Source organism: Paenibacillus provencensis, from assembly GCF_042678545.1.
Classification (GTDB): domain Bacteria; phylum Bacillota; class Bacilli; order Paenibacillales; family Paenibacillaceae; genus Paenibacillus; species Paenibacillus provencensis.
Window position 1 is genome coordinate 1,852,377 of the sequence record NZ_JBHTKX010000001.1, and the last position, 18,950, is coordinate 1,871,326.

Here is an 18,950-nt window from a genome sequence, read left to right on the forward strand (position 1 = left end):
TTTATCCTCCTATGGTTTCGCTATTCTTCAGCTTTTCGACCAAACTGTCATATAGTTTCATGTATTTTGGATAGCGCGGATCACTCTTCCCCATGGAATCAAGCATTTCTGCTCCTTTTAGAATCCGCTCTCGTAACTTTTGCCTATGGTATTCAGCCAAGTCATTGAATAATCGCTGGTAATGATCGTATACACCTGATTCTTTCTCCTCCGTGCATTCCTCTTGGAAGAAATAGAAATACGTCTGCTCATCTAGCTCCTGTTTGTCAAAGGCTGCCTGCACTTGCCGCATGAGGATTTCTTGGTAAGTGGCAATGAGCAAGGATACATCCTCAGAGCTCTCTAATTTTCTGGCAGTTCCGGTCATAGAATAACTCTACCTTTCCAAGCTTTCCGTTCCGCTGCTTCGTAAAGTTAACTTCCATGACTCCTCTCTTATCAGAATAAGCGTCATAGTAGTCATCCCGATAAAGCAGCGCAATGACATCAGCTGATGTCTCAATTCCGGTACTACCAGCTAAATCAGCATTTCCCGGACGCTTGTCCTTCCGATCCTCCACACCGCGGACGATCTGTGAGAGCCCCATCACATGACAGTCCATTTCCTGCGCTCCTGAACGAAGCTTCCGACATATTCGGGCAAGCCCGCTGCCGCCGTTATCGTTTGTCTCTCCCTGCTCCTTGATATCCTGCAGATAGTCCACGACGACGAAATCTAGGCCCTGTGTCCGTTTCAAGCGCCGCATCTCGTCAACGATATAGTCCGAGCTGACACCTCTCGTGTCGTCGATATACAAACTCTTAAGCTTGTCCTTCTCTTTCATCATCCGTTCAATATAATGATGCCTGGCTAAGCGTCCGGTGCGGAACTGCTCCAGATCCACCTGCAGGAGGTTGCTCATCATCCGGTTGTATAGCTGCCGCTTCATCATTTCCAGACTGAACATGGCGCATTTGTAGCCTGCTTCGTTGAGCCGTAAAATCATTTCCAAAACGAAAGCCGTCTTACCCATGCTCGTCCTTGCTCCCACAACAGAGAAGTCTTGACGATGCCAGCCGGTTGTCATTGCATCTATCGGCCTGAATCCAGTAAGCAGTCCAAACGCCTTAGCAGGATCGTCCACGATCTCCAGCACGCCCTCTGCCCATTCATCAACGTCCCGATCAGGGGAACTGCCGTCCTTACCTTCGCTTGTGGTAAGAGCAAATGCTTTTTTCTGGATGGCTCGAAGTGTTTCGTCAGGGTCTTCTTCTTCCTCAATCAAATTCAGCGTCTTCACTGCCAAATCTTTAAGCTCTGTTGAAAGCTTGTTCTTCTTGAGCTCCTGTATCAGCCTAGGCAGCCGATTCTCGTTGAAAAACGTTGCTCTTAGCTCATGGAGTACTTTCAGCTTTGTGACCTCTGTCCGTCCGGCAACGCCCTTGAAGGTCAGGCCTTCCTCTGCATCTGTCTCCTGTATGATGCGATAAAGCCAGCTGTATTCCCCAAACAGTTCCGGCGTTAATCCTTGCTTATGGACGGTGTAAAGGGTTGGGTCCTTGAGAAAGGCTCCTAGCACTTCCTCTTGCGGTTCAGCGCTCCTTGCTTCGTCGACTTGCATATATGCGGTCATAGAACTCATTCTCCTCTGCTGTTAGCTCACGTTGTTCTAACTTCGCACCTTGTCTTGGGTGGTCCGGCTTGTGTACTACCAGCGCTTCCTCGTAATCTGCATACTTCTCGTTCTTCGGGTTTAAAAAGGTGGTAGCATGCAGGATGTATCTGTCTTCTAAGCCATTTGCCTTGCAGTGTGCAGCGTAGTTCATAGCGCAACGGATCAAATACTTTGGATCCACATTGTTTTTTAAGAGTTTCTCCCATACGTTGAGTGACTCTTTTTTTCTGAGCTTTCTCGGATATGCTTTCCAGAAGGTTTCGAAGAGAGAAACACACATATGTTTTAATTCTTTTAAGTCTTTAAGATCTTTACTGTCTTTAGAGAGCTCGGAAGCCGCGTCCTGTAAGGGCTCGTGAGGGGTCGAAGTTACCGTTTCAGTAACTCGGCTTTTTCCGTCACTTACCGTTTCAGTAACTTCGACTTCCTGATTTGGTAACTCATCGACCTCAGAAGTTACCGTTTCAGTAAGTTCCGCGTTCTCTTCCAGCATTTCTTCTTCTGGAATTACTGTTTCGGTAACTTTAACTTCCTGTTTCGGTAACTGAGAGCTGACATCAAAATTACTGTTTCGGTAATCGGAATTGCCTTCTTCGACTTCCTGTTTTGGTAACTCTGAGTTACTGTTTCGGTAACTTTCATCCGGTAATTTCTCTTCTCCCTCAGTTACCGTTTCAGTAACTTTGCTTCGCTCATTTTTAGCCTGAGTTAGATTGATATGAACAAGATCACCATAGCGACTTTTGTCCCAACCTTTATTGGAAGAAATGTCCCACTGCTCATGATTCTCATTGAACGAATACTCATTGTTCATTCTATGGATGACATTGGTCTTTTCTAGCTGTCTCAGCTCTGCACCAATATGCCCAGCTCCTACACCACATAAAGCGAAATCCTTTTGCATAGGGATGATCGCCGTCGGCTGATTACATCCGTAAGATAAGCGCCAGATAAACAGCAATATGTCTTTCTGACGCTTTGAGAAATCCCGACGAATGACCTCATCCCATATCTCGTTGGCAACTGCTACAAATCCGTTTTTCTTGCGAGAGTCGGTCACTCGTCTCACCTACTCCTTCTGTATTTCAAGTGGTTCGTATGAACCAAAAATCGTCTCATAAAACTGCTTCAATCTGATGTTATGGTCCTGCTGACTACCTGTTTCTGAGCGGATTGTGTACCGATAGATTAGTTGAGCAGAAAATTCTCTAAACAGCTGCTCGTCTGCATTCTGCTTGACAATCAACATTGCTGGTTCCATCAACTCGACAGGATCACCATCCCATTTAAAACCCAAGTTATGAAACATCCCTTCGAACTCAGAATCTGGTCTAAGGGGATGTTCGGCGAGAAGATTACTTAAGCATGCATACAACTGTTCCTCGCTATATTCCAAGTCCATTCCCCTCCCATCCATAGTGGAATTCCAAGCTTTCACATCTGTCAGATTGACAGGGACGACTGTACCACTCGCTATAACATCCTGAATCTATACAGGAAGCCACAATAAATGCTGATCCGTCAGCGTCTATACCTGGCTCAATGTTTATAGCTGCGCCTCTAATTTGGGGCAAACAACGTATTACGCTGCTAATGAGCTCCAATAAAAACTCCCAACATTCTTTACGCTCTTCTAAATCCGGACAGATCCGGACAAGGTGCATTTCCCATGTTTCTAAAAGACTACTAACACCGTATTTCGTTACAATATTTTTCACGTCATCGAAAAGATAACCCGGTGACAATTGTTCAAACGCTTTACGATAAGATGCGCGATATTCAGCGCCATTCATATATACTCACCCTCCAAATTTGAGGGCACCTCTTGCGCTTTTTGAAAATATGATGCTATAATGTTGCGCAAAGGGATGCCCCTTTTTAGTAAGCTGCCTTAACGTCCCCGCCAAGAGAGGTAAGGCAACGATTGATTAACTAATAATGTTACTGACAGAAGCTTTGTGAGCCTGTGCAAGGGCCTGCATGGCTTCTTTTTCGCGGTCATAAACTAATATGAGAATATTCATCAAATCGTCCTGTGCATGTTCTTTGGTGTACATACTCTCGTTTGCCAGAAGGTACATCACGTCCAAGAGTTTCTTTTGTATATCCCAATAAGACTGTAGCTCGGCATGCTGTTTAGGATTCATTCACGCAGTTCCTCCATTTCATCTAGCAGTGGTCTAATTAAAACCTCTTCATATCCATAGATATCAAAGATAATCTCTTTCAGGCTTCGTAAAATATGATTCCGTGTGAACATGTTATCCTGCTCGACATAATGACTTAGGATGATAACCTTTGTTTTGATTTCCGAGATTGTGGCAGCGTCGTTTAAATTGGTTACTCGTGGTGGTTTCCGAGCTGCATACACATCTTCTGCTTCTCCTGTATAAATATGATCCACTCCAATGTTGTACTTCACACACAGCCCAACAACGATATCTGCTGGAGCTTTACTTGCATCGACCTCGTACTCTTCCAATTTATTTACACTAAGGCCAAATAGCGGCGCTACCTCCTCGATCGAGAAGCCCGAATTTTCCCGAGCTTCCTTGAGAGTCAACTTTTGAGCGATATCAGTAACTGATCTCATAAGCTCTCCTCTTCTCCTGTAAGCTCTGGGTACACATGCTCACAGTAATCATCGTTTGCCATGCCAAGCAATTCCTGCAGTTTCTCAAGCTTGCCAGAACGGTCAAACCATCCTGAAACAATGATTGCTTCTCGCTGCTTATACGCTTGCTCATAACCCTTAAGTTCTGCTTCTTTAGCGCCATTTCGAATAGCATCCGTTGCGTCAAGCAAATCATCGAACTTCAGAGTCCGTAAGTATTCAATCAGATTCTTTTCTCGATCATTCACTTCTAAGAAGATGGGTTCATTCTCGTCAGGAGCTGGAGCTCTGTAGGAGTTTGCTTCAGTTATGAATTTCTCAGGAAGTGCTCCGCTATTAAACCAAGCAGTATATTCATCGTTGGCTACACACATAAATAATTGTCTGTTAGTCAACTGTTTAGATATCTGCAGGTTAAGCTCAAAACAGAACTCCGCTTCTCCAAGAGCAACCACGAAGGAATCCCCATCTTTGCTTTCGATGAACTCTGTTTTAACTGGCTGGTGACTAACGCCAACAAAAGTATCTCTAGAACTTGTAAGCGTAAGTTCCATACTGCAATACAGGCCGTATTTATCCATAAGTTCGAAAAGATAAAGTGCTTCATCAACAGATGACTCAACTAATTGAATGTTCTTGCTCATTTTTGTTTAGCTCCTTTAGATTGTTTTTTGATATTACGAATGATGATTGCATGTTGTAGTGGATGATTGAACCAGAGACGAGCAAGTTCAGGAAGGGTTAGAACTATTTTCATGCTCATGCTTGCTCACTCCCCACAGCTAAGTAGCTTACTTTTTCCTGATCTTCAATCCATTTTAATAATGTACTTTTTTGGATCCGTCGTACTTTGCGAACCTTAATACTAGGTATATCTCCTTTTGAACACCATCGGTAAATCGTATTACGCGATACCCCTAAATAATCAGCAACCTGCTCAGGGGTACAAATTTCTGGCATCTCAGTAAGTTTCATGACAACCCCCTAAGTTTTCTTAGACTTTTACTCAAAAAAAATGATCTCATCAATTTCACATCCCAGAATCTTAATCAATCGGTCTACGTCGACTATTTTCATTTCCTGAGGAGTGTTTTCCCATTTTGCGTATGTGCTGGGGTGGACATTGAGTAAAGATGCCATATCTTGCTTTGTTTTAGATAATCGCGCTCTCCACTCCCTCAAAGTCCTTCTGTTCTGAGTCACCGAATACACCTCCTTTCGGTAAATTTATCATAATCTAAGTATACTTTGGTGTCAATACTTGTCGTAAAGTTTATCAAAGTATAATTAGATTTATTGTGGTTTTTTTAGATTACATATGTTACAATACTAAAAAAATAGTGAGGTACTAATAGTGAGAACAATAAACTTTGCTCAAAATCTAAGAAGAATTAGAGAATCTAAAAATATCACTAAATCTGAACTTGCTCGGAGAATTGAAGTGTCAGATGTTCAAATTGGTTATTGGGAAAATGGAAAAAATGAACCTCGCATGGGTAAGGTTCAACAGTTAGCAGATGCTTTAGGCGTAACAATGGATGAACTTATTTACGATGATACTCCCGTTATTGAAAATATGACTCAAGTAAAAGGAACGTCATTTAGAGTACCGCTTTACGGATCAATAGCAGCTGGTATTCCATTAGAAGCTATTCCTGTAGATGAATATATTGAAATCCCAGAAGAGATTGGACGAATTTATCCTGATGCTTTTTTACTGAAAGTGAACGGAGATAGCATGAACAAAATTGTGCCTAATGGAGCATACGCACTGATTGATCCATATAACGGAGAGGACATAAATAGCGGTGATGTAGTTGCAGTTTTAGTCAATGGTTACGAAGCTACACTCAAAAGATTCTACAAATTAAATAACACCATTGTTCTGGAACCTGATAGTTATAGTAAGGATTTTGTTGCCAAGAATTTTACAGGCGATCAAATAGAATCTCTAAAAGTAATAGGTAAGATGGTTTGGTTCATGTCAGCTCCTAATACAAAATACTAATAACCTGATACGAGGTGAGAAAGTTGGGCAGAAAACCTAAGTTACCAAAAGAAGAAATTAAGTATCCAAAAGTCAGAGAACGTGATGGGTTGTACCGTTACAGATATAGCATAATTAATCCGGAAACAGGGAAGCGAAAACAAAAGGAGACTCAAGGTTTCAAAACAGCTTTAGAAGCTTTCCAGGAAGGACTTAGAATCGAAGAGGAGCTGAAGAACAAAACTTTTGTAGAGGCTAAAAACATTACTTTTTCTGAATATGCTGATGAATATTTAAAAACATATAAAGCTCTAGGTAATGTAAAGAACTCGACAGTATTTCTTAGAGAAGTAAGTCTCAAACAAATATCAAAATATTTTGGAGGATTAAAGCTCCGTGATATTACCAAACTTCAATATCAAGCGATGCTCAATGATTTTAAAGACAAAAATAAATCGCTTAACACAATCAGAATTTTACATGTTGCAGGAAAAATGTTATTTGAGTCTGCTGTTGAACAAGAAATCATTAAAGTGAGTCCAGCAAAAACTGCAAAATTGCCTTCCTTCATACAGACGGTTGATCAATTAGAATCAGGAATCACGATACCACGATATTTAGAAAAAAATGAATTGCAAAGATTCCTCGATGTTGTTAAAAACAATGGGTCTAAACAAGATTATACTGTCTTTTTCCTTCTAGCCTACACTGGTCTAAGATTAGGAGAGCTCTGTGCTCTAAAATGGAAAGATATTGATAGGAAGAATCTTTTTATATCTATTACTAAAACGATGTATATAAGATATGGCGTTGAAAATTATGAATTAAATACTCCCAAAACAAAATCGTCTATTCGAGAGGTAGATATATCTAAAAAGGTTCTCTCTGTCTTAGATGAACACGCATCTTGGCAAAAGGAGCTGATCATGTCTAAGAGAGATAAATACTACAATAAAGGGAACTTTATCTTTGTGAATGATATGTTTAAACCAGGGTATCCGATGATTCACGAGGTTCCACAGCGAAGAATTAAAGAATTCCTAAAAATAGCTGAACTCCCCGAAACACTTACTCCGCATTCGTTACGACACACTCATGCCTCATTACTTGCAGAAGCTGGAGTAGATCTTGAAGTTATTCAAAAGAGACTCGGCCACAAAAACGATCAAATTACCAGAGAAATTTATCTCCACGTAACTAAGAAAAGGAAGCAGGAAGCTCCTTTACAATTCGAGAAGCTAATGGAATAAGGACATAAATAGAGTTTTGTGGGAAGAATGTGGGATGAAGGTTAGATAAACCCTGTATTATTGGGCAAAATCATACATCGGGTAAATACACCACTCCGTCCCTGTACGGTAATGCGCCGCATGAATAATTCGATACAAGACCGGATCCCTCAGCGTAATATTGGGTGCTGACATATCTATCTTGGCACGAAGCACCTTGGCACCACTCTGAAATTCCCCATTCCTCATTTGCTCAAATAAATATTGGTTCTCATCTATTGAACGCTCCCGATATAGACTATTCTTACCAGGCTCTGTAAGCGATCCTCTATATTCTGTTAGTTGTTCTGGATTCAGATCACATACGTATGCCTTTCCTTTACTAATCAAGGTAACAGCAGCCTCATAGATTCGCTCAGAATAATCCGATCCAAAATAAACCTTTGGTGTGAGGCCAAGCCAGCGGAGGTCCTCCTCAATCGCTTGAACATATTTCAAATCCTCCTTAAGCGGGTTCGTATCGTCAAAACGAAGATTAAATACACCGTCAAAATGCTTCGCAATCGACGAATTGACATGAATCGCATATGCGCTTCCGATATGCAAATATCCGTTTGGCTCTGGTGGAAACCGCGTGTTGATCGGTCTGTGATATACCCCTGCCTCCACATCATGCTGAATCAGGCTGGTTAAAAAATCACTTGAAGCTTCCTTCTTGTGTGCTGCTTCTTTCATCATTTTTCTGCCTCCTATTGATGGAATCAATGGTAATATGAAACGGATTCCGATTAATGAAAAAACAAAAAAATCTCGTCCCCAAGACTTCTGTCTTGGGGACGAGATTTTATCAATCGTGTTGCCACCCCTGCTTCATGAACACATCACTGTATCCACCTCTTCAAGTACGGCATAATGCCTTGGCATTATACTTATACTCTAGCTCTATAACAGGAGCTCCTGTCGCACCATCGCCATGAAATTTCAGGTTCCGATGCGCTGCTCAGAGGCTTGGTTCAATGACGGGCTTCCTGCTCCTTCTCAGCTTCCGGAGCTCTCTGATGAGGAATCCTGTTCATTTACTCTTCTCTTCATCGCGTTTATTCGTCAGTTAATTTTTAATATAGTATCACTTAGCATGCCGAATGTAAACCAGATCAATATAATATCTTATTCCTTCTCTTTTTGACACACATAGATCAGTTCAGGTTTGCTGTCAACTGGTGGATTCTCCTCCCAGTCTCCATAAAGCTCAATCACTCGGAATCCGTGTCTGGCGAGCAGACGCTCCATTTCCATCGGGTACGTATATCGCAGCTGGATTGTCGTCCTGAGCTCGTTTTCGATTGTATGATCATCCCGTTTCGTTTTCCGAACAATGACATAATCCTGTACTTGAGTCAGCGCATCGTACTTGCTTATCGTATAGATATCCACCTGTTTTCCGTCATCCGTTGTATAGGTTCTCCAGTACTCTTCACCAGCATCCTGCAGCAGCTCTTCCGCATTGGGGAATCGTGTGTTGAATATGAATACACCACCTGACTTCAAATGAACGCCCACAGACTGCAGCAGCTTATCCTGTGCTTCGTTCGTCAGAAAATGCTGAAAGGCATTGCCAACCATGTAAATTATTGAACTCTTCATATCCAGTTCTAGATCTTCACAATTCTGCAGTTCAAATCGGATGTCCGTGTGCTCTTCCTCTGCTTTGAGCTTGGCTCTCTCCAGCATGCCTTCGTGTAAATCCACACCAATAATGGAATAGCCTTTCTCAGCGAGAGGGATAGCCGTGCGACCTGTACCACAGGCTAAATCAATAAGGGTGCCTCCCATTAAAGATGCCCATTTCTCAATAAATGCAAAATCATCATCAAATCCGTCATTCTCCATGTCATACATGGTTGGATCATTGTATTCTTCCAAATTCAATAAATGCTTTTGAATACTTGAGCCGTTCTTCATGTCCATATTCAGCTTCCTCTTTTAACCCATTTTATAATTGGAATGAACTGCAAAATACTGACATAAGAATAACGTTTTTTGAATGTGATTTCAACTTCTCTGCCACAGGCTCTACAATAACAGCTGAGTCAGTACATGAATGCCATGGTCCAGCACCAGCTTACTCTCTATACGCTGAGCATGGTCGATTAGGGTAATAGGAATAAGCCCTGTCTCCGTCAGATCATCATTCGTTTGGTACGGTTCGATGCGGATTGCATATTTAAGAGTGAACTCATTATTAGACTCGTTCGTGTATATTGTTCTGGAAGCAATACCTGACTCCTCTAGCTCAGCTGAAGCTCTAGACGCAGCGACCTTTAGATGAGGAGCGGCGATTAGCAATACAACCGCATCCTTCTCCGTTCGATTAGTGACATTCTGTTCCGCGATCAACTTTTCTACAGCATCGAAGTCAATATATAATTTCACAGCCGAAGCAGTGGTATTCGGAACATAGACAGACCTGGCAAGCATACTCTCACCTTGATCGGCAATTAAAGTGTAGATTACCTCTTCTCCTTCTCTACTCTGAATTTCTGTTTCAGAATTCGATTGAACAAGATGCGCTATTCCTGTCTTATCGAAGATCGTTCCGGCTTCATCAAGAGACAGGCCATCTCTACGAAGCCAGTCCGTATTCCACACCAGCTGTACAGGAATATTTAGATGATCGAAAAAATTCAGAGCAGTGACTAACAGCTGTGCTTCTGTTACGTATCCACTTTGTTTAACTAAAGATGCCGAGCATGTATGCTGATCCAATCCGAATTTCTGCATTTCCTCACGTATAGAGCTTCGTTGTTCGTTCGATGGATTCGTTGGTTCATTCGATTTCACTCTTTGCATGCGTTTCACCGTCTCCCTTCATTTGGCAAAAATAAAAAACGCGCCGGACCCATGGTCCTGCGCGTTTCAACTATGCCGCAGGGGGGCCGAACGCGAAATGCGTTAGCCCACCTGTTAATAACGTAAAAGGTGTGCTAACGCTGATTAAAATGATAATATTGTTGTAAGCGAGATAACATCATGAATTTCAATCTCCTTCAACATGACAAATTTAAGTTGTCATTGATTATATACGAAGTAGCTGAGGGCTGCAACTTTTATTTAGAGATCCATTTGTATACTTTCTAAAGCTCATTGTCTTATAATGAATCCTAGAAATAAGTCAGGGACCATGCATTACAGCATGGGGAAAGGAGTCCGTATGCTTGCAGCAGAAAGACGACAATACATTATGGACATTGCACAAAATGATAAACGAGTGCTCGTGTCCGAGCTCAGCCAGAAATTCAATGTGACAGAAGAAACCATAAGGCGTGATTTGGAGAAGCTTGAAAAGGAAGGAATTTTGACCCGTACATATGGGGGAGCCATCATTAACAAGCATACAAATGAAGACCTGCCTTTTGTTACACGGCAACGGGCCAATCTGGACATTAAGCAAGCAATTGCCCGAAAGGCATTAAATTATATACACGACGGCGAAACATTAATGATGGACCCCAGCTCCAGCTCCATGGAGCTCATGAAGATGCTTAAGCACCGAAGCAACTTGACAATTATAACGAATTCCGCCATCTCCATGCATGAGCTGGCAAGCACAGGACATCAGATGATTTCAACCGGAGGTACCCTCCGTGCTTCCTCTATGTCTTTGACTGGAACGGTTGCACAGGATACCGTCCGCAAATATCACGTGGACAAGCTTATCTTAAGCTGCAAAGCTCTCTCGCTGAATAAAGGGATCATGGACTCCAACGAGCCGGAAAGTGAGCTTAAGCGAACGATGCTTCGTCAGGCAGCTAAGATCATCTTACTCGCAGATCACACCAAATTTGACAAGACAGCCTTTGTTCAATTAGCCAGCTTCACGAATATTGATATGCTCATCACTGACCGCGAGCCTGCCCCAGCATGGATTCAGATTCTGCAGGATCAAGAAATTGAGCTTGTATATTAACTCATCAATTCAGCCAGTGCCTATAGACAAGAATTAGGGCACTGGCTGAATTGTTATTCCTATTCTTTTCTATAGATCCATTCTCCCGTGCTTGCATCTACAAATACCGATCGTGCTTGGAGAATTTCTGACTCTCTCATGTACTTCACCCCATTTTCATATACCAGCTTGTACTCCTTCTTCCCCGAAGGCAATGTATGTAAGAACCATTTCAGCTGTACATCCATCTGCTGTCTATATCTTTGGAACGCTTCCTCGGCCGATAGCTTTGGTTGATGCTCTAAGGACATTAATTCCGATATCAGATGCGGACTTAACCCTCGGTAACCGTTAATACGTCCGTTTCTTGTATTTACAACGACAGTAACTTGCTCGTGAGATACCGGAATACCGGATATAAATAACGGAAAGAAGAAAAATTCTTTTTTTCTCCGCTCCCCATCTACAAAGTCGTTATCCACTTCTCTATGCAAGTAAGTACCATAATTCGGAAAAACATCGGCAAGAAACTGTTCAGCGATCTCCCTGCACCCTGATCTGCTAAGCGTCTCTTGAATTGATTCCGTATCCTCCTCCTTATCAAAGGCTTGAAATGATAGAAGACTTCCTGTGCCTGCATCCACTGAAAGCTTGCATGAATAGAACATCCGATCAAATATATTGCCCCATTTGTGTTTAAGGTAGGCGTCTGCTTGAAACGGGTATGATTCATGACTAAGATCTTGATACCTCTCTCTACTCTGGTTCCTTAATGTATATAGACAGCTGATCTCTCCTTCCTCTTCCTTCACTTCATCCCGCTCAAAATAAGACAAATCTATTCCTAATCGTTCTTCCCACTTCTTCAGCGCGGAATCAATAGAATCAGACACTGATTCACAGTGGGGCTCTGCATTAAATAAGAATTCTTCTCGTGCTTGTATCATAGACTCACTTCTAGGAAATCTAAAATGATCTTCATCAAATAGATCCGCTCCGGTATCTGCACATATGAATTGATGTTCAGGAACTGCGGTGTATACGAGCCTAAATTCGGAATCTGAACCTTGGTAATCATATAGCGTAGGATAAAAATATCGGAGGCTTAACTCCATGTCAATTGAGCTTAACAGGTTCGCTCTGATAATATCTGGTTCGATTACTTTCAACGGCCAATGAGGGAGTAATTCAGGAATATCCTTATTGCCTTCAAATCTAAATCTGACTAGCTCCAAGTCTCTGGTAAGGATGAGCTCACACCCTGTATGAGGTAGTGGAAGACCACCGATCTGGAGTCTATAATCCACCTTCACTTTATCTTCAATATATTTCAATTCATTTAGCATATAACGATTCGGTTCTATTAAGTACCGCTCCAACATTTCCTGTGCCCTAACCTCTGCACTCTCTATAGAAGGAGAATTTAACGAAGATGGTTCCGCTTGCTTGTACATTTGCAATCTCAGGAGTTCCTTGCTGTGAAGATCCAATTCGACCTCAATGGTTTCCTCTCTATTTTCACGATTCTCCCATACAAATACTCGGTACATTGCATTCTCCTTCGGTATACTATCCTCCATAACCAATTCGTAATTCGCTGGAGCCTCAGCATAGTTCTCGGCAAGCCTGCGCAGTTGTTCCCAATCCACATTTCATCCCTCCGTTATATGAAGTCCTCTTCCAATATACAACAGACGGGTACATACTGAAATTCAATTAAGTTAACCGCACGATAAATTAGGCAATACAAAAACAGACCGTCCCAACATGAATCGGAACGATCTGTTCTGCATAAGCTCTGCATCAGTTTTGAATCAAACTGACCTCAGCCTCTAATCCTTACATCTCTTCTTGCCCGAAGTGCGAGGATAAAGCACAAGAATAAAATAATGCTTGCCGATATATATGGAAAGTTAATATTGATATCAAACAGGAATCCCGCCATTGCTGGTCCGAGTACGTTACCCATACTCGTAAATGCCGAGTTAAGTCCCGCGATATATCCCTGCTGCTCCATTGCCATCTTGGACATTTGGGTACTCAGTGTCGGTCTCAATATATCCATGGATAAAAATACGATAAAAGTAACGACGAGTATTAGCCAGTAGTTGTGCACGAAAAGCGTCAAGATGACGAACAGTCCGGCAGCAAACAAACAGACGGCTACCACGTTTTTCTCCCCGAATTTGTTGAGAATCCAACTGAAGATCGTGACCTGCACCACTGCGCCGGCTATAGACCCAAATGTGATAATAATCGCGATATCCCGTGTTGTAAATCCAAACTTCTCATCGACGAACAAGCTAAATACGGTCTCATAATTGGCAAGTCCAAACGAAGCAACGAATACAATAATGAGGGCCAAAATGTATGGCTCCCGATAAGAATAGAGCAGCTGGGTGAGCAGGCTTTGACTAGGAAGCTTAACAACCTCCTCATCGTTCTCCGTGCTGTGCTTGGATTCAGGCAGGACCAGCAGTGTAATCACCGCTGCCACCACACCTGCCACAGCTGCTGCATAAAAGGGAACCCGAACGCCATACTCGGCCAGAAACCCACCAATCCCTGGACCGATTATAAATCCGGTCGTTATGGCCGCATTAATAAATCCCATTCCCTTGGCCCGCTCTTCTCCAGAAGTAACATCCGCAGTATAAGCCATGACAGCAGGCATAATCAGCGCCGCCCCGATACCTCCCAGAAATCTGGCGAGAAAGAGAAACACTGCTGTATTGGACATACCAAACATCAGCTCGGATACGGCAAAGATGAGCATTCCGAGGATAATAATTTTTTTCCGGCCAAGGGCATCAGACAACCGACCTGCGAGCGGCGAGAACAAGAACTGAGTCATTGAAAAGGCAGCAACGAGCAGCCCTACAATACTTCCAGTCATCGATAGCTCCTTCATGAAGGTGGGCATGATTGGAACGACGAGTCCAATTCCCGTAAATACGATAAAAATATTAATCATTAACAGAAGAATGGCTCCCCTGTTTCTTAACATCAGTGACATGTGTCTAAATTCCTCCGTCTATATTTCCTCTGTATAATTACGTCTTTAGTTTGCTCTTTTTCATGAGCTTGTTGATTTCTTCCATCGTTTCCGTCATTTGAATCAGTTTGGGCAGATCGATCTTTGAGTAATATTTGTCGATCATCAGCTGGTCAATATCAGCCAGCTTGGCAATAAACGACTTCCCTCTTTCATCAAGCACAATAAAAGATTCTCTTCGGTTATCCGGGTTCACCAGCTTCAGAATCATCTTCTCCTGCTCAAGCTTGGTTAGGACCTGACTTACGGCACTTTTGGTAATATCAAAAGCATGCGAGATCTCGCTCGTTGTAATTTTCTCATGTTTGGATATGTAGATGAGGATGACTTCCTGCTGAGAAGTCAGATTATAATCACTCAGTTCCTTCACTTCTTTTGTAATCAAAACATTAAACTCATCGAGCACCTGATTCATCCGTGTAATCACTTGAATATAATCATTCATGTATTTAATATCAGCCCCTTTGTGGAGGAGTCAGCGAATCGATCCTCTTCCTATTATAATAAGTACGTTACCAAAAAAAGTTTAGTTAAGTTAACTAAACTGTACTAACCTAATATATAGACACTTTAGAAGCTTGTCAATGCGTATTCATGCCATCGTACAAACAAACCGGATGATCACGATAGATCATCCGGTTGTCATTAGCTATGCTTTTCCCAGCACGATCGCTTTAATCGTCTCTAGCGGCAGTTTAGGTACCCGATCATACGTTAATAGACCATTGATCTCTTGTTCGACATCTGTAAGCTGTGTATAACAGAAGCCCTGCACGACACGTGAACGAAGCAATGGATCAATGACAGCCTGAAGCCGAGCTGCGTAATCGTCATCACTCTCTGCACCAGAGTAACCCCAGCCCTCCCAATCACTTTTCTTATATGCAATGCCTCCAAATTCACTGACTATAACCGGCTGCCCTTCATAAGGGAATCCCGTTACGGCAAGCTCCCGGTTAGAAGGTCTTGAAGCCAGTACATGATCGATTGTCCGGTAACGCTCCTCCAACACTTCTTTACGCCATTCATAATCATGAATATTAAACAGATCCGTCTTTGTCATCTCCCAGCCATCATTCGAGACGACCGGTCTCGTCGGATCCAGCGATTTCGTCAGATAGTACATCGCAAGTGCATGGTATTGCTGCTGCTTATTAACCCATATATTCGGTACGCCCCAGCTCTCGTTTAATGGAACCCAGCCGACAATCGAAGGATGATTATAGTCCCTTTCAATCGATTCCTGCCATTCCTTCGTAAACCGCTCCACGTATTGCTCAGAGAATTCGTAAGCATTCGCCGCTTCACTATATACGAGAAGTCCAAGCTTGTCACACCAGTATAGATATCTTGGATCTTCCAGCTTCTGGTGCTTCCGTGCGCCGTTGAAGCCCATTGCTTTGGTTAGCTCCACATCTTGTTTAATCGCATCATCACTTGGAGGCGTAAGATTTCCATCAGGAAAGTATCCTTGGTCTAGGACCAATCTTTGAAAATACGGCCTGTTATTCAGACACAGCTGCCCGTTCTCTATCGAGACCTTCCTCATACCGAAGTAGCTATCCACCTGGTCAACAACACTTCCATCCTGAAGCAGTTCAAAGGTAACGTCGTACAAATTCGGATTCTCTGGTGTCCACCATCCGCCTAAGCCATGATCATTAAAGTCATGAAGCTGTATGCATCTTGTTTCACTTGCTGCAGTGACAAGACACTGATCCTCTGCAATCAGCTTGCCCTTGAATTCGATACGTGTCTTTAGATAGTGCCGTGTCTTCGTCTCAGGCCGCTCAATAAATGCTTTGATTTCAATCTGCTTCCGATCAATATCCGGGGTCATACGCACTTTAGCAATATAAGAAGGAGATACCGGCTCAATCCAAACAGACTGCCAGATTCCGGTGGTTCGAGTGTAAAAATGCTCTCAGATTCCTGCAGCCAATATTGCTTCCCTCTTGGAAGAGTCACATCTGTGCTGTAGTCCTGTGCACGAACGACAACCTCGTTCACTCCATCCTGAATGAAAGGCGTAATATCAGAGCTAAATGGTGTATGTCCGCCTGAGTGCGTCATCGCCAAACTTCCGTTAATCCAGACAGAAGCCTCATAATCCACGGCGCCAAAATGCAATATGATGCGCTTCCCCCTATAGTCTTCAGGCAGCTGAAATATCCTGCGATACCACACCAAATCATGAAAATCAGACTCGGCTATTCCGCTCAGTTTGCTCTGATAAGCAAATGGAACCTGAATTCGCTTGGAATACTCTTCCTTACTCTTCCACCACTGACCCTGGTCTCCCTTCGCATCATCATCAAATTCAAATTCCCATTCTCCATTCAGATTCAGCCATTCCTTACGTACGAACTGAGGTCTTGGATAATCATTTCTATAACACTCTGTCATTGATTCTGCCTCCATTAATTAATTTAAAAGTTAATTTAAATACTAATAAGGAAACTTTATACAACCAAGATTATGCACCTAACGTATGGAAACGTCAATCAAAAGTTGATTAGTTAACTTTTAAGTTATATAATCTGTACAAAATGATGTTTATGTAGAGGATAAATAACATATGAATATTCGTGTAACTTCGGAGCATTTTCCCTTTCTTGAAGCCTTCTCATCGGAAACCCGAATCAAAATCATTGAGATGCTGAATGAAAAACCTAGAAACATTAAAGATATGGCCGCTGAGCTTTCACTATCGTCAGCAATGATCACCAAGCATATTCAGAAGCTTGAAGAGGCAGGAATTGTAGGTACCGAGAGTCTGTCCGGAGCTCGTGGCAGGCAGAAGATATGCAGGTTAATCCAGGACTCGGTCACCCTGCAATTCACCTCGCCAGCTGTCGCAGATCGCAGCGGCTACTCTGTTAGTATTCCAGTGGGTCAGTATACCCGCTATCAAGTCAACCCTACCTGTGGGCTGGCCTCTGAGAGCGGCCTGATAGGCATGATGGACGATCCGCGCTATTTTGCCGATCCAGAGCATGTGAAGGCAAAGCATTTATGGTTTGGCAGCGGTTATGTTGAATACTCCATTCCCAACTATTTGGTAGGAGATCAAGCGATCAAGAGCCTCAGTGTCACACTTGAGATTTGTTCGGAAGCCCCTGGATATAATGAAGACTGGCCTTCGGATATTACATTTTATATCAATGATATCGAGCTTGGTACCTGGACTTGTCCTGGTGACTACGGCCACGCCCTTGGTGTATTTACCCCTGGCTGGTGGACATTCGGAACGCAGCACGGCTTGTTAAAGACAGTGATGCTCCAAGCAGAAGGAACCTTCCTGGATGGAATTCGGCTGTCTGATATGACAGCTAAGCAGCTAAATATTAGAAAAGGAGATGATATCCGTCTTCGGATCGAGTGCAGCTCCAGCTCCGAGCATCCCGGCGGAATCAGTCTGTTCGGATCAGGCTTTGGCAACTACAATCAGGACATTGATATTCATGTCTTATATGAATAGCCACCTCCATTGGTGGCTCTATTTTACTTATTGCTGTAAGATCTCAAGACTACTCAGGTAGATGCTGATTTTGATTTGATTCTGCAATAATGATGAGTTTAGCCCCCATTTTTACTTCAGAAATGAGAAGTCGCTAGTATAGTATATTGGGATCATGCTTTGCGGTAGATAGACAGCGATGTGTCTTTCTTATTTGAATTTTTCATATGTTGAAATAATATCATCGATTGAATATGTTAGGTTGATTTTGATCTTTATATTGAACTGTTATTATAAAACAGCAGAGCTTATGATTGTTCATCACAAGTCCCTGCTGCTTTTTATATGTTTCTATAATAATGTTGCTTTAGATGCTCATTGTTTCTACGGAATGAATTTTTGTCACTCGATTTCTTTCTATTATCTTTATCTCAGTTTATCTCAGGCTCTTGGGACACATATCCGTCCACGGAACTTCAATGTATTTCTGGCATGCCAGCTTATTATCTGTACCATATACGATCGTCCATCCTGGCGGTACATCTATCATTTCCGGCCACATGGAGTACTGTTCCTCATCATTAATCAGAACGACGAAGCTGCCGTTTTCATTGTCAACGGTATTTACCATAAAAAAAGCACGCGATTCTTGTCATATCGACATCGCATGCCGTTCATTAGTACTAATTTATTGTCCTAATCAAATTATCGAGCTTGGATACATCTTTAACTAAAAATGGTGTCTAGTGGCAGCCTTTAAACTTCGGGATCACCTTGAATTCCAGCACCTCTCTATATCGGTTAACAGAAGGTGCTGTACAAACAGGTCCTCCTAAGATGAAAGTTACGCATACACAAACTGTGACCCTTGACCTACCTGTTACCTAGACTTGAGAGCATGGACATTGGCCGGAATTCAGATAAAACTTGATGCCGTTATTAGATCAGTTCTGTCTTGTTTCTACTATTGATATAGATTCCTTTCTCTGTATCAAAAAAATTGA

Annotated in this window: 21 protein-coding genes and 2 pseudogenes; 4 read left to right on the plus strand and 19 right to left on the minus strand. The window is 42.5% G+C overall.

Annotated features, from left to right (window positions below; translation table 11 throughout):
* Position 1 precedes the first annotated feature (1 nt).
* The 11 genes from ACFQ3J_RS08890 to ACFQ3J_RS08940 all read right to left on the minus strand — a co-directional run bounded on the left by ACFQ3J_RS08890 (position 2) and on the right by ACFQ3J_RS08940 (position 5,481).
* Entirely contained in the window at positions 2–367 is a 366-nt protein-coding gene (locus tag ACFQ3J_RS08890) for a hypothetical protein (RefSeq protein ID WP_251583475.1), read from the minus strand.
* Entirely contained in the window at positions 333–1,613 is a 1,281-nt protein-coding gene (locus ACFQ3J_RS08895; RefSeq protein ID WP_251583474.1) for a replicative DNA helicase, read from the minus strand. Before ACFQ3J_RS08895 ends, ACFQ3J_RS08890 begins: the two co-directional genes overlap by 35 nt.
* On the minus strand, positions 1,573–2,715 hold the full coding sequence (locus ACFQ3J_RS08900) for a replication protein (RefSeq protein ID WP_251583466.1): 1,143 nt from the start codon (positions 2,713–2,715) through the stop codon (positions 1,573–1,575). Before ACFQ3J_RS08900 ends, ACFQ3J_RS08895 begins: the two co-directional genes overlap by 41 nt.
* 9 nt (positions 2,716–2,724) lie before the next feature.
* Positions 2,725–3,051: a hypothetical protein gene (locus tag ACFQ3J_RS08905; RefSeq protein ID WP_251583464.1), complete on the minus strand. Its 327-nt coding sequence runs from the start codon at positions 3,049–3,051 to the stop codon at positions 2,725–2,727.
* On the minus strand, positions 3,041–3,448 hold the full coding sequence (locus tag ACFQ3J_RS08910) for a hypothetical protein (protein ID WP_251583462.1): 408 nt from the start codon (positions 3,446–3,448) through the stop codon (positions 3,041–3,043). The genes ACFQ3J_RS08905 and ACFQ3J_RS08910 overlap by 11 nt, the downstream gene beginning before the upstream one ends.
* Before the next feature lie 135 nt (positions 3,449–3,583).
* Positions 3,584–3,802, minus strand: a complete 219-nt coding sequence (locus tag ACFQ3J_RS08915; RefSeq protein WP_251583461.1) for a hypothetical protein — start codon at positions 3,800–3,802, stop codon at positions 3,584–3,586.
* Positions 3,799–4,248: a helix-turn-helix domain-containing protein gene (locus ACFQ3J_RS08920; protein WP_251583460.1), complete on the minus strand. Its 450-nt coding sequence runs from the start codon at positions 4,246–4,248 to the stop codon at positions 3,799–3,801. Before ACFQ3J_RS08920 ends, ACFQ3J_RS08915 begins: the two co-directional genes overlap by 4 nt.
* Positions 4,245–4,913, minus strand: a complete 669-nt coding sequence (locus tag ACFQ3J_RS08925) for a hypothetical protein (RefSeq protein WP_251583459.1) — start codon at positions 4,911–4,913, stop codon at positions 4,245–4,247. The genes ACFQ3J_RS08920 and ACFQ3J_RS08925 overlap by 4 nt, the downstream gene beginning before the upstream one ends.
* Positions 4,910–5,032, minus strand: a complete 123-nt coding sequence (locus ACFQ3J_RS08930; protein ID WP_285850182.1) for a hypothetical protein — start codon at positions 5,030–5,032, stop codon at positions 4,910–4,912. Before ACFQ3J_RS08930 ends, ACFQ3J_RS08925 begins: the two co-directional genes overlap by 4 nt.
* Positions 5,029–5,244: a helix-turn-helix domain-containing protein gene (locus tag ACFQ3J_RS08935; protein WP_251583458.1), complete on the minus strand. Its 216-nt coding sequence runs from the start codon at positions 5,242–5,244 to the stop codon at positions 5,029–5,031. Before ACFQ3J_RS08935 ends, ACFQ3J_RS08930 begins: the two co-directional genes overlap by 4 nt.
* Before the next feature lie 27 nt (positions 5,245–5,271).
* The gene (locus tag ACFQ3J_RS08940) at positions 5,272–5,481 is read right to left on the minus strand and encodes a helix-turn-helix transcriptional regulator (RefSeq protein ID WP_379292639.1); all 210 of its coding nucleotides are present in this window, start codon (positions 5,479–5,481) and stop codon (positions 5,272–5,274) included.
* A 142-nt stretch (positions 5,482–5,623) separates the two neighbouring features.
* Between ACFQ3J_RS08940 and ACFQ3J_RS08945 the strand changes: the two genes are divergently transcribed.
* Complete coding sequence (locus ACFQ3J_RS08945) at positions 5,624–6,277, plus strand: LexA family protein (protein WP_251583457.1); 654 nt, start codon at positions 5,624–5,626, stop codon at positions 6,275–6,277.
* A 23-nt stretch (positions 6,278–6,300) separates the two neighbouring features.
* Entirely contained in the window at positions 6,301–7,506 is a 1,206-nt protein-coding gene (locus ACFQ3J_RS08950; RefSeq protein ID WP_251583455.1) for a tyrosine-type recombinase/integrase, read from the plus strand.
* Between the two features lie 63 nt (positions 7,507–7,569).
* Here ACFQ3J_RS08950 and ACFQ3J_RS08955 read toward each other — a convergent pair.
* The 3 genes and pseudogenes from ACFQ3J_RS08955 to ACFQ3J_RS08965 form a co-directional block, all read right to left on the minus strand.
* A pseudogene (locus ACFQ3J_RS08955) lies at positions 7,570–8,220 on the minus strand (glutamate--tRNA ligase family protein); the annotation flags it as partial.
* Between the two features lie 432 nt (positions 8,221–8,652).
* Entirely contained in the window at positions 8,653–9,453 is an 801-nt protein-coding gene (locus tag ACFQ3J_RS08960) for a class I SAM-dependent methyltransferase (RefSeq protein ID WP_251583453.1), read from the minus strand.
* A gap of 105 nt (positions 9,454–9,558) precedes the next feature.
* A complete protein-coding gene (locus tag ACFQ3J_RS08965) occupies positions 9,559–10,335 on the minus strand; it encodes a hypothetical protein (RefSeq protein WP_251583451.1) in 777 nt (258 codons plus the stop codon).
* Between the two features lie 361 nt (positions 10,336–10,696).
* Here ACFQ3J_RS08965 and ACFQ3J_RS08970 point away from each other — a divergent pair, with 361 nt between their 5' ends.
* A complete protein-coding gene (locus tag ACFQ3J_RS08970) occupies positions 10,697–11,452 on the plus strand; it encodes a DeoR/GlpR family DNA-binding transcription regulator (RefSeq protein WP_251583449.1) in 756 nt (251 codons plus the stop codon).
* Positions 11,453–11,511: 59 nt separating this feature from the next.
* Here the strand turns inward: ACFQ3J_RS08970 and ACFQ3J_RS08975 are convergent, their stop codons facing one another.
* From ACFQ3J_RS08975 to ACFQ3J_RS08990, 4 genes and pseudogenes are all read right to left on the minus strand, one after another.
* Positions 11,512–13,080 (minus strand): YcdB/YcdC domain-containing protein, encoded by a 1,569-nt coding sequence (locus ACFQ3J_RS08975; protein WP_251583447.1) that lies wholly within the window; start codon positions 13,078–13,080, stop codon positions 11,512–11,514.
* Positions 13,081–13,256: 176 nt separating this feature from the next.
* On the minus strand, positions 13,257–14,447 hold the full coding sequence (locus ACFQ3J_RS08980; protein WP_251583446.1) for an MFS transporter: 1,191 nt from the start codon (positions 14,445–14,447) through the stop codon (positions 13,257–13,259).
* 37 nt (positions 14,448–14,484) lie between these two features.
* Complete coding sequence (locus tag ACFQ3J_RS08985) at positions 14,485–14,931, minus strand: MarR family winged helix-turn-helix transcriptional regulator (RefSeq protein WP_251583445.1); 447 nt, start codon at positions 14,929–14,931, stop codon at positions 14,485–14,487.
* 204 nt (positions 14,932–15,135) lie between these two features.
* Positions 15,136–16,907 (minus strand): annotated as a pseudogene (locus ACFQ3J_RS08990) (glycoside hydrolase family 2 protein).
* Between the two features lie 157 nt (positions 16,908–17,064).
* Here ACFQ3J_RS08990 and ACFQ3J_RS08995 point away from each other — a divergent pair.
* Positions 17,065–17,967 carry an ArsR/SmtB family transcription factor gene (locus tag ACFQ3J_RS08995; RefSeq protein ID WP_251583444.1) on the plus strand — a complete coding sequence of 301 codons (903 nt, stop codon included), beginning with the start codon at positions 17,065–17,067 and terminating at the stop codon, positions 17,965–17,967.
* A 415-nt stretch (positions 17,968–18,382) separates the two neighbouring features.
* Here the strand turns inward: ACFQ3J_RS08995 and ACFQ3J_RS09000 are convergent, their stop codons facing one another.
* The gene (locus tag ACFQ3J_RS09000) at positions 18,383–18,577 is read right to left on the minus strand and encodes an MbtH family protein (protein ID WP_251583443.1); all 195 of its coding nucleotides are present in this window, start codon (positions 18,575–18,577) and stop codon (positions 18,383–18,385) included.
* Positions 18,578–18,950: the final 373 nt, after the last annotated feature.